The sequence below is a fragment of the Streptomyces sp. SID14478 genome (assembly GCF_010548525.1).
In the GTDB taxonomy this organism is placed as follows: domain Bacteria; phylum Actinomycetota; class Actinomycetes; order Streptomycetales; family Streptomycetaceae; genus Streptomyces.
This window is the reverse complement of sequence record NZ_JAAGMG010000111.1, coordinates 1-10,332: the sequence shown is the minus strand read 5'-3', so window position 1 is coordinate 10,332 and position 10,332 is coordinate 1. Positions and strand designations below refer to the sequence as shown.

The window sequence follows — 10,332 nt, the reverse complement described above, 5'->3', positions numbered from 1 at the left end:
GCCGTCCGCCCGCCGGGAGCGGTCCTGGACGCGCCCCGCGTACAACAGCACGGCGTGCAGGCGCTCTTCGCCGGTGAGCGGCCCCGGGTGGAGCAGGAACACCCCGGGCAGTACCTGCTGCCAGGGTCCGCCGGGCCGGCACTGTTCGGCCGTCGCGGCGGCGGCGACCCCGTGCGCCTTCAGCTGCGCGCCGCTCATGACGCGCCGCTGGGTCTCGACGAGGTGCCGCAGGGGGCGGGGGGACAGGGGAGCGGGGGTGTTGTGGTTCATGACGGGGCTGTTCCCGCCGCCGGCACCCCCGCTAACCGCTGTTACAGTCCCGTCGACAAAACCGGACAAGCTCGCCCTAAAGTGCAGGCGTTCGAGTGCCGAAAAGGCCAGGCGGCACCCGGGGTTACGGCCCCCGGTACCCGCGTTCGGTAACACCGCGGATCCGGGGGCCCGGCCTCACGGGTCCTAGCGGGCGCCGGCCCCGTCGCAGGCCTGTGCGCGCAGCGCCCGCGCCAGGTCGTCCCGGGCCTCCAGGACGAGCCGCCGCAGCGCGGGAGCGGCCTCCTCGTGCGCGGCGAGCCACGCGTCCGTCGCCTCCAGCGTCGCCGGCGAGTCCTGCAGCGACGGGAACAGCCCCCGCACCACGTCCATCCCGATCTGGATCGACCGCTGGTCCCACACCCGCTCGATCGCCGCGAAGTACTTCTGTGCGTACGGCTGGGTGAGGCCGCGCTGGGACGGCTGCTGGAACCCGGCGATCGTCGCCTCCACCAGCGCGTTGCTCAGCGCGTCCGACTCGACGACCTGCGCCCAGGACTGCGCCTTGACGGCCTCGGAGGGCCGCGCCGCCAGGCACCGCACCTGGTGCCGCTTGCCGGATGCCGTGTCGTCCCGGGCCAGTTCGGCCGCGAGCACGCCCTCGTCGACGACGCCGTACGTGGCGAGCGTGTCCAGGAACGCCCAGCGCAGCTCCTGGTCGACGTCGAGCCCGTCGATCTTCCCGGTGCCCTCCAACAGGCCCCGCAGCAACTGCAGATCGGCCTCGCTCGACGCGACGGACGTGAAGAACCGCGCCCACGTCAGCTGGTGCTGGCTGCCGGGCCCGGCGAGCCGCAGCTCCCGCAGGGCGCCCTCGGCGAGCAGCCGTCCGCCCTCCTCGCGCCACCCGGGGTCGGCGTAGTGCACGAGCGCGGAGCGCGCCCACGCGTGCAGCATCTGCAGCACTCCGATGTCCGACTCGCGCCCCGCGAAGCGCAGGACGAGGTCGACGAAGTCGCGGGCGGGCATGAGGGCGTCCCGCGTCAGGTTCCACAGCGCGGACCAGCACAGGGCGCGGGCGAGCGGGTCGGTGATCTCGCCGAGGCGCTCGCGCAGCGTCGCCAGCGAGTTCTCGTCGAAGCGGATCTTGCAGTACGTGAGGTCGTCGTCGTTGACGAGGACGAGCTCCGGCGCCTCGGACCCGGCCAGTTCACCGACGACGGTCCGCGGGCCGTCCACGTCGACCTCGGCGCGCGCGTACCGCTCCAGGGAGCCCTCGGGCGTGCGCCGGTACAGGCCGACGGCGACGCGGTGCGGCCGCAGGACGGGGTGCGATTCGGCCGCCTCCTGGAGCACCGACAGCTCGGTGATGCGCCCCTCGCCGTTCAGAATGACCTGCGGGGTCAGCGAGTTGACCCCCGCCGTCTGCAGCCAGGCCTGCGACCACGAGGCCATGTCGCGCCCGCTGGTCTCCTCCAGCACGGACAGCAGATCGCCGAGCCGCGTGTTCCCGTACGCGTGCCGCTTGAAGTACCGGCGCGCGCCCTCCAGGAAGGCGTCCCGGCCGACGTAGGCGACGAGCTGCTTGAGGACGCTCGCGCCCTTGGCGTACGTGATGCCGTCGAAGTTGAGCTTGGCGTCCTCCAGGTCGCGGATGTCGGCCGTGACCGGGTGCGTGCTCGGCAGCTGGTCGGCCCGGTACGCCCACGACTTGCGGTTGTTGGCGAAGGTGATCCACCCGTTGGTGAACCGCGTCGCCTCCACCATCGAGAACGCCCCCATGAAGTCCGCGAAGGACTCCTTGAGCCACAGGTCGTCCCACCACTGCATGGTGACGAGGTCGCCGAACCACATGTGGGCCATCTCGTGCAGGATCACGTTGGCGCGGCGCTCGTACGACGCCTGCGTGACCTTGCCGCGGAAGATGAACTCCTCGCGGAAGGTGACCATGCCCGGGTTCTCCATGGCGCCCAGGTTGTACTCGGGCACGAACGCCTGGTCGTACTTCCCGAAGGGGTACGGGTAGTCGAAGTTCTCGTGGAAGAAGTCGAGCCCCTGCTTGGTGACGAGGAAGACGTCCTCGGAGTCGAAGTAGGGGGCAAGTCCCTTGCGGCACATGGCGCCCAGCGGGACGACGAGCTTCGAGCCGTCCTCGAAGGTGCGCTCGTAGGTGTCGCTCACGTAGTGGTAGGGGCCCGCGACGACGGCCGTGATGTACGTCGAGATCGGCTTGGTCTCGGCGAACTGCCAGACGCCGTCGACGAGTTCACCGGCCCCGTTGGACCAGACGGTCCACCCCTCGGGGGCCTGGACGCTGAACCGGTAGGGCGCCTTGAGGTCCGGCTGCTCGAAGGTGGCGAAGACGCGCCGCGCGTCGGCCGGCTCGTACTGGGTGTACAGGTACACCTCGCCGTCCTCGGGGTCGACGAAGCGGTGCATGCCCTCACCGGTGCGCGAGTACGCGCAGCGGGCGTCGACGACGAGCTCGTTGTCCTCGGCGAGGCCCTCCAGCTGGATGCGGCTGCCGTCGAACACGGCGGCCGGGTCCAGGTCCTCGCCGTTCAGCGACACGGCGGTCACGGACGGGGCGATGAGGTCGACGAACGTGGCCGCCCCCGGCTCGCCGGCCCGGAACCGGATCGTGGTCACGGAGCGGAAGGTGCGCGGCCCCTCGCCGCTCGCATCGCCGACCGCCGAACGCAGGTCGAGCGCGACCTCGTACCCGTCGACGGACAGCAGACCGGCCCGCTCGCGGGCCTCGTCGCGGGACAGATTCTCTCCGGGCACGGGCGGCACTCCTTCGTGGCGTTTCGGCAGGTGCTGTTCAGGTCCTCGTGGGACCGTTCGCACGCCTACGATCCTCGCACGCGGCCCTGACGCCGGACATCCGGGAATGCACCCGGTGCGGCTTGCGTTGCCGCAGGCAAGAAGCATCCCGTGACTGATTTTGGCGACTTCCGAGGAGAGCTATGTCCACCGTGGACGAGAAGACCCCCGTCGACTTCTGGTTCGACCCGCTCTGCCCGTGGGCGTGGATGACGTCGCGCTGGGTCCTGGAGGTCGAGAAGGTCCGTGACATCAAGGTCCGCTGGCACCTGATGAGCCTCGCCGTGCTGAACGAGCCTAAGCTCGACGAGCTCCCCGAGGAGTACCGCGAGCTCCTGGAGACCAAGGCCTGGGGCCCGGTCCGCGTCGTCATCGCCGCGCAGGAGGAGCACGGCGCGGAGGTCCTCGGCGACCTGTACACGGCGCTCGGCACCCGTATCCACAACCGCGGCGAGGGCCCCACGAAGGAGGCCGTCGCCGGCGCCCTGGAGGAGGTCGGCCTGCCCGCCTCGCTCCTCGACCACTGGGACGGCACCAAGTACGAGGCCGAACTGCGCGCCTCCCACAAGGAGGGCATCGACAAGGTCGGCCAGGACGTCGGCACACCGGTGATCGCGGTGCCCGGCGCGGACGGCAACCAGATCGCCTTCTTCGGCCCGGTCGTCACCCCGGCCCCCAAGGGCGAGGAAGCCGCCCGCCTCTGGGACGGCACCCTGCTCGTCGCCTCGGTCCCCGGCTTCTACGAGATCAAGCGGACCCGGACGCAGGGGCCCGTCTTCGAGTAGCCCCTCCCGGGATCCCGGGCTCCTAGGCGAGTTTTCGTGGGGGAGGGCCGAACGGCATGCTGTTGAAGCCCGTGCGCAGCGTTCGGCACTCCCCGCCGGCGAGGGGCCCGGTGCAGAGCCAGAAGGTGCCGGGATGCTTCTCCCCGGTCTTCTTCAGGCGCTGCTGCTCGTCCTTGTCGAGCCGCCGGTGCGGATGGTGCGACTTGCAGCTCTCGCACCGCATGGTCCGGGTACCGGGCACGGCGCTCACCCCCTCTTCGGCCAGCTGAGCTCTTCGGGGAGCCGGAAGCCTCGGGACCCGGCGAAGTGCCGCTGCACGCGGCGGCAGCCGTCGTTGCTGCACCTCTTGTAGCGCTCGGCAGTGCCGGGTGCGACGTCGGGCCGGGCGGCGGCGAGGGCGAGTTCCCCGGGGGTCAGCGGGACGAAGTCCCGCAGGCGCGCTCCCGGGCAGGTGGGACAGTGCTTGGCAACCATGCCGGCCACGGTCCCGCGGAACCCGGCATACCGACAGACCCCCGTGAGTCACGTCCTCACGGGGGTCCGTCTTTTCCGTCGCCCGCCTCGGCGAAAGTTGAGAAGACGATCACGAGGCGGGACGTATCAGGGGGTCACGGGGCGAGCAGCAGGGCGTTCACCCGCTCCTTCGCGGCCGCGTAACGCTTCGCCACGTCCTGCCAGTTGACGACCTGCCACATGGCCTCGATGAAGTCGACCTTCTGGTTCTTGTACTGCAGGTAGAAGGCGTGCTCCCAGGCGTCGAAGACGAGGATCGGCGTCGAGCCCTGTCCGACGTTGCCCTGGTGGTCGTAGACCTGCTCGACGATGAGGCGGTTGCTGAGCGGCTCGTAGGCGAGCACGCCCCAGCCCGAACCCTGCGTCGTCGCCGAGGCCTTGGTCAGCTGGGCCTTGAACTTGGCGAAGGAGCCGAAGGACTCGGTGATCGCGTCCGCGAGGTCGCCGACCCCGTCCGCGGCCAGCGGCTCGCCGCCGCCACCGTCCTTGGGGCTGTTCATGTTGTGCCAGTAGATGCTGTGCAGGATGTGGCCGGAGAGGTGGAAGGCCAGGTTCTTCTCGAGGCCGTTGATGGCGCCCCAGGTCTCCTTGTCACGCGCCTCCGCCAGCTGCTCCAGGGTGTCGTTGGCACCCTTCACGTACGCCGCGTGGTGCTTGTCGTGGTGCAGCTCGATGATCTGCGGATTGATGACCGGTTCGAGCGCCGCGTAGTCGTACGGAAGTTCAGGAAGCGTGTAGATGGCCATGTGCGTCTGCCCTCCGGCTGCTGCAGCGTGCTGATGCGAGCTTATTGCAATCGATGTGCAAGTGCAGGCTAACAGCAGTAGTGGGCGGAGTTGATCAGCCCTTCGCCCTAGGTCCTGTCCGGCGGATCAGGTCGCGGCCAAGGTGGCCCGTGCCGTTCTGTGCTGGTGAGGGGGGCTGGTGCGTCGAGGAGCAAGGCGGAGGAGGGCGTCAACGCGGAGCGTTGGCAACCGACGACAACACCGCAGGTCGGCGTGCCAGACCCCGCGTCCGCGACAAGATCCGCCGGACAGGCCCCAGGTCCGGCTGGGACCCGGGGGCGGGAAGCACGCGAAGGGCCCCCGGACCAGGCGGTCCGGGGGCCCTTCGCGCGGGCGGGGCGGGCGCTGCTTCTTCTGCGCGGCCCTACTGCGTCTCGGCGGCCTTCCTCTTCTCGGCGGCCTTCTGCCGGACGAAGCCGACGATCGCCAGGATCACGGTCAGGCCGCCCGCGTAGTAGAGCTGCTCGCGGGTGCCTTCCTCACGGGCCATCAGTACGAAGATGACCGCCATGCCCGCGAGCGCCACCCAGGTCAGGTACGGGAAGGCCCACATCTTCACGACGAGGCGCTCCGGGGCCTCGCGCTCCAGCCTGCGGCGCAGGATCAGCTGCGAGGCGGCGATGAAGAACCAGACGACGAGGATGATCGCGCCGATCGTCTTCAGCAGCCACTGGAAGATGTCCTCGGGGCGCCAGTAGCTGAGCAGCACGCAGACGAAGCCGAACGCCGAGGACAGCAGGACGGCGATGCGCGGGACGCCGCCGTGGATCCGCCCGATGACCTTGGGGCCCTGGCCGCGCGCGACCAGCGATCCGGCCATGCGGGAGGCGCCGTAGATGTTGGCGTTCATGGCCGAGAGCAGGGCGACGAACACCACGACGTTCATGACGGAGCCGGCCGCCGGCAGGTCCAGGTGCTCCAGGGTGGCGACGTAGGACCCCTTCTCGGGGTCCACCAGGGCCTTGTCGGACCAGGGGATGAGCGCGACGACCACGACCATGGAGCCGACGTAGAAGAGCGCGATCCGCCACATCGCCGTGCGCACGGCCTTCGCCACGCCCTGGACCGGGTGCTCGGACTCGGCCGCGGCGATGGTGACCGTCTCCAGACCGCCGTACGCGAAGACGGAGGCGAGCAGCCCCGCGATGAGGCCCTCGGTGCCGTTGGGCATGAACCCGCCGTGGCCGGTGAGGTTGGCGGTGCCCGGCGCGTCGTTGCCCAGCAGTCCGAAGATCGCGAGGACGCCGATGACCAGGAACGCGACGATCGCCGCGACCTTCAGCGTCGCGAACCAGAACTCGAACTCGCCGAAGTTCTTCACCGCCGAGACGTTGGTGAGGGTGAACACGAGCATGAACAGCGCGACCCAGAGCCACTCCGGCACGCCCGGGACCCAGCCGTGCGCGATCTGCGCCGCGCCGATCCCCTCCAGCCCCACCGCGACGCACAGCAGGAACCAGAACGCCCAGCCCGCCGTGAACCCGGCCCACGGCCCGATGGCCCGCTCGGAGTGCACCGAGAACGAGCCGGACGCCGGATACGCGGCGGCCATCTCGCCCAGCATGCGCATCACGAGCATCACGAGGGCGCCCGATATCGCGTAGGCCAGGATGATCGAGGGCCCGGCGGCCGCGATGGCCGTGCCGGAGCCGACGAAGAGGCCGGCGCCGATCACGCCGCCGAGCGCGATCATGGAGAGGTGGCGCTGCTTGAGGCCGGGGGCGAGCGACGGCGCGTCGGCCGCCCGCTCCGCCGGCTGAGCGTCGTCGACGGGCGACTTCGCTGACGTCCGAGACATGGAATGCCCTGTTCATTAGCTGAGACGGGGAGTACGTAATGGCTACGTAAAACGGCCCACAGTGTGAGCGGGCGCCCCTGTCACAGGGAATGGGTTTCCGCTATACGGACACGATGCTCACACCCCGCGACGACCCGGTCGACGATCCGTGAAGGGTCAGACACGCCGTGCGCGCAGCTCCCGCACACCGGCGACCGCGAGCACCGCCGCCGTCGCCCCCGTCGACCACAGCAGCTGCGGCCGCGCCGTGTCGTCGGTCAGCATCAGCCCGAACACCGCGGCCATCGCGGCGAGCGCCGCCCAGGTCAGATACGGGAACGCCCACATCTTCAGCACGAGCCGCTCGGGCGCCTCGGCCTCGATGCGCCGCCGCAGGCGCAGCTGGGACGCCGCGATCAGCGCCCACACGAACAGCAGCACCGCGCCGACCGAGTTGAGCATGTAGAGGAAGACGGTGTCCGGCCACTCCAGATTGAGCAGTACGGAGACGAAGCCGAAGGCCACCGACGCGAGGACCGCCCGCCGCGGCACCCCGCCCCCGCCCACCTTCAGCAGCGACCTCGGGGCCTCGTCGCGCTCGGCCAGCGAGAAGATCATCCGGGACGAGCCGTAGAGGTTCGCGTTCAGGGCGGACAGCAGCGCGACGAACACGACGATGTTCATGATCTGCCCGGCCGAGGGGACGCCGATGGAGTCCAGGACGGTGACGTACGGACTGATGCCCGCCTTCTGCGCCGTCCAGGGCATGACCGTCACGATCACCAGCATCGAGCCGACGTAGAAGAACAGGATGCGGAACACCGCGCTGCGCACCGCCCGCGCCACCGAGCGCACCGGGTCGTCGGACTCGGCGGCGGCGATGGTGACGACCTCCAGGCCGCCGAAGGCGAAGATCACGGCGAGGACGCCGGAGACGACGCCCTGCCAGCCCCGGGGGAGGAAGCCGCCGTCGCCCGTGAGGTGGCTGAGGCCGACGGGGTCGGTGTCGGGGAGCAGGCCGAAGATCGCGAGCGTGCCGAGGACCAGGAACGCGATGATCGCGACGACCTTCAGCGTCGCGAACCAGAACTCGAACTCGCCGAAGTTCTTCACGGCCGCCAGGTTCGTGGCCGTGAACACCAGCATGAACAGCAGCACCCACGCCCACTGCGGCACGCCCGGCACCCAGCCGTTCGCGATCTGCGCGGCGCCGGTCGCCTCGACGGCGAGGACGACGACGAGCAGGAACCAGTAGAGCCAGCCCACGCTGAACCCGGCCCAGCGCCCGAGCGCCCGCTCGGCGTGCACGGAGAACGACCCGGAGGCGGGCATCGCGGCCGACATCTCGCCGAGCATCCGCATCACGCACATCGCCAGGGCGCCCGCGATCAGGTACGAGACGACGATGCCGGGCCCCGCGACCGCGATCCCGGCGCCCGAACCGACGAACAGCCCGGCGCCGATGACCCCGCCGAGGCCGAGCATGGTGAGGTGGCGCTGCTTGAGCCCGGTGGACAGGGGTTCGTTCACGTCGTCGACTCTCAGGCTCACGAAGGATTGGCGGGAACCTACAGTCTCCCGTTCCGGGACCGCCCCGCGCAAAACGGGCCTACCGCCACCGTGCCCACGTGACGAGCATCACCCCGTACGGGGTGTACGGACGGTTCTTTGTGCAGAGCCCACCAAGAGCAGGCTCAAGCCTTTGTCGACCGGCGACCGTGATCGGCTCAACTCCCTTGGGATAGCGTCACGAAGTCCCACCCTGCCCGTCCACGAACACTTGCGGAGTCCCCATGAGCACCGCCGCTGCAGTCGCCCGTCCGGGCAAGGTCCTGGCCGACCTCCTCCCCGTCTCCCGCACCAGGGACATCGCGCTGGTCGTCGGCGGCGCCGCCCTCACCGGCATCGCCGCGCAGATCGCGATCCCCGTGCCCGGCTCGCCGGTGCCGGTCACCGGCCAGACCTTCGCCGCGCTGCTCGTCGGCACCGCGCTCGGCACCCGTCGCGGCTTCCTCTCGCTCGCGCTGTACGCGCTCGCGGGCATGGCCGGGGTGCCGTGGTTCGCCGGCGGCGGCTCGGGCTACGCGATGGCGTCCTTCGGCTACGTCATCGGCCTGATGCTGGCCGCCGCGGCCGTCGGCGCGCTGGCCCGCCGGGGCGCGGACCGCTCGGTGCTGCGCACCGCGGGCACGTTCCTGCTCGGCGAGGCCATCGTCTACGCGGTCGGCGTGCCGTACCTGGCGCTCTCCACCGGCATGGGCCTGGGCGCCGCGATCGCCGCGGGCCTGACCCCGTTCCTGCTCGGGGACGCGCTGAAGGCGGCGCTCGCGATGGGCGCGCTGCCCACCGCCTGGAAGATCGCCGGAAAGTAGCGGCTACCGCAGGTTGTAGTTCCTCCGGAAGAGGTTCGCCGGGTCGTACGCGGCCTTCAGTGCGGCGAGCCTCTTTCGCGTATCGGCGTCGTACAGACCCTGCGGGCGGTCCCCGCCGCCGAACGCGAAGTTGAGCGAGCGGCCGAGGACGTGATCCCCGACGGCCGCGAACGCCCGCGCGTGATGCGCCCGCGCGGCGTCCTTGGAGGAGCCGTCGAGCGGCGACAGGATCCGCACCAGCCAGCCCGCTTCCCGGTACGGCACGGCGTTCGGCGCGGGCCGCGCGAGGGCGCCGCCCAGGTGGTTGAGCTGGACCACGTGCATCGCGTCGGCGGCCGGCCCGCACAGCGCGAACAGCTCGGCGAGCGCCCCGGGGTCCGCCTCGCCCAGGAACACGCTGTCCCCGTAGTACGCGTGCGGGAAGTCCGGGTCGTTGTGGATCGTGTGGCTCTCGGCGTACGGCATCTCGCGGACGGTGTCCGTGACGGCCGGTCCGAGCGCGGCCCGCAGCGGCGCGACCAGCCGCTCGCCCTCCTCGGCACTGCCCGTGAAGGCGATCCGCACCGAGACCACGTACTGGCCGCGCAGCTGCGGCGGCAGCATCGGCAGGTCCGGGTAGACCAGGGCGGCGAGGGACGAGGTGAGGGTGTCCGGGACGGTCGCCGCCCAGGCGGTGTACGCCCGCAGGATGTCCGCCGGGTCGCCGGCCCGCCCGTCGTGGGCGAGGAAACCGCCGTACAGGCGGGTCACCGGCACCAGGTCCACGTCGAGGGCGGTCACCACACCGAGGTTGGCGCCGCCGCCGAGCAGCCCCCACAGCAGCTCGGGGTCGCTGTCGGCCGTGACGTGCCGGGCCACCGCGTCGGCGGTCACCACGTCGACGGAGCACACGTGGTCGGCGGTGTAGCCGAACTCCCGCGCCAGGATGCCGAGTCCGCCGCCCAACACGTAGCCGACGGCGCCGACGCCCGGCGCCGAGCCGTTGAGCGGGGCGAGGCCGTGCTCCGCGGCGGCCCGCACGACGT

9 protein-coding genes and 1 pseudogene are annotated in these 10,332 nt (G+C 70.9%); 2 read left to right on the top strand and 8 right to left on the bottom strand.

What is annotated here, in order from left to right:
* A pseudogene (locus G3I40_RS04605) lies at positions 1-270 on the bottom strand (hypothetical protein); the annotation flags it as partial.
* Positions 271-456: 186 nt separating this feature from the next.
* Positions 457-3,036, bottom strand: a complete 2,580-nt coding sequence (gene pepN, locus G3I40_RS04600) for an aminopeptidase N (RefSeq protein WP_164300862.1) — start codon at positions 3,034-3,036, stop codon at positions 457-459.
* A 182-nt stretch (positions 3,037-3,218) separates the two neighbouring features.
* Between pepN and G3I40_RS04595 the strand changes: the two genes are divergently transcribed.
* Positions 3,219-3,860: a DsbA family protein gene (locus G3I40_RS04595; protein WP_203643449.1), complete on the top strand. Its 642-nt coding sequence runs from the start codon at positions 3,219-3,221 to the stop codon at positions 3,858-3,860.
* Between the two features lie 22 nt (positions 3,861-3,882).
* On the opposite strand, the gene G3I40_RS04590 is transcribed toward G3I40_RS04595, so the two are convergent.
* From G3I40_RS04590 to G3I40_RS04570, 5 genes are all read right to left on the bottom strand, one after another.
* Positions 3,883-4,101, bottom strand: a complete 219-nt coding sequence (locus G3I40_RS04590) for a hypothetical protein (RefSeq protein WP_343244825.1) — start codon at positions 4,099-4,101, stop codon at positions 3,883-3,885.
* A gap of 5 nt (positions 4,102-4,106) precedes the next feature.
* A complete protein-coding gene (locus G3I40_RS04585) occupies positions 4,107-4,334 on the bottom strand; it encodes a hypothetical protein (RefSeq protein WP_164300861.1) in 228 nt (75 codons plus the stop codon).
* 134 nt (positions 4,335-4,468) lie between these two features.
* A complete protein-coding gene (locus G3I40_RS04580; RefSeq protein WP_164300860.1) occupies positions 4,469-5,119 on the bottom strand; it encodes a superoxide dismutase in 651 nt (216 codons plus the stop codon).
* A 403-nt stretch (positions 5,120-5,522) separates the two neighbouring features.
* Positions 5,523-6,956 carry an amino acid permease gene (locus G3I40_RS04575; protein WP_164300859.1) on the bottom strand — a complete coding sequence of 478 codons (1,434 nt, stop codon included), beginning with the start codon at positions 6,954-6,956 and terminating at the stop codon, positions 5,523-5,525.
* Between the two features lie 156 nt (positions 6,957-7,112).
* On the bottom strand, positions 7,113-8,420 hold the full coding sequence (locus tag G3I40_RS04570) for an amino acid permease (RefSeq protein WP_239091535.1): 1,308 nt from the start codon (positions 8,418-8,420) through the stop codon (positions 7,113-7,115).
* 308 nt (positions 8,421-8,728) lie between these two features.
* On the opposite strand from G3I40_RS04570, the gene G3I40_RS04565 reads away from it, so the two are divergent.
* Positions 8,729-9,307: a biotin transporter BioY gene (locus tag G3I40_RS04565; protein WP_164300857.1), complete on the top strand. Its 579-nt coding sequence runs from the start codon at positions 8,729-8,731 to the stop codon at positions 9,305-9,307.
* A 3-nt stretch (positions 9,308-9,310) separates the two neighbouring features.
* On the opposite strand, the gene G3I40_RS04560 is transcribed toward G3I40_RS04565, so the two are convergent.
* Positions 9,311-10,332, bottom strand: a 1,022-nt coding sequence (locus G3I40_RS04560) for a BBE domain-containing protein (protein ID WP_164300856.1), incomplete at its 5' end; no start/stop codon positions are given.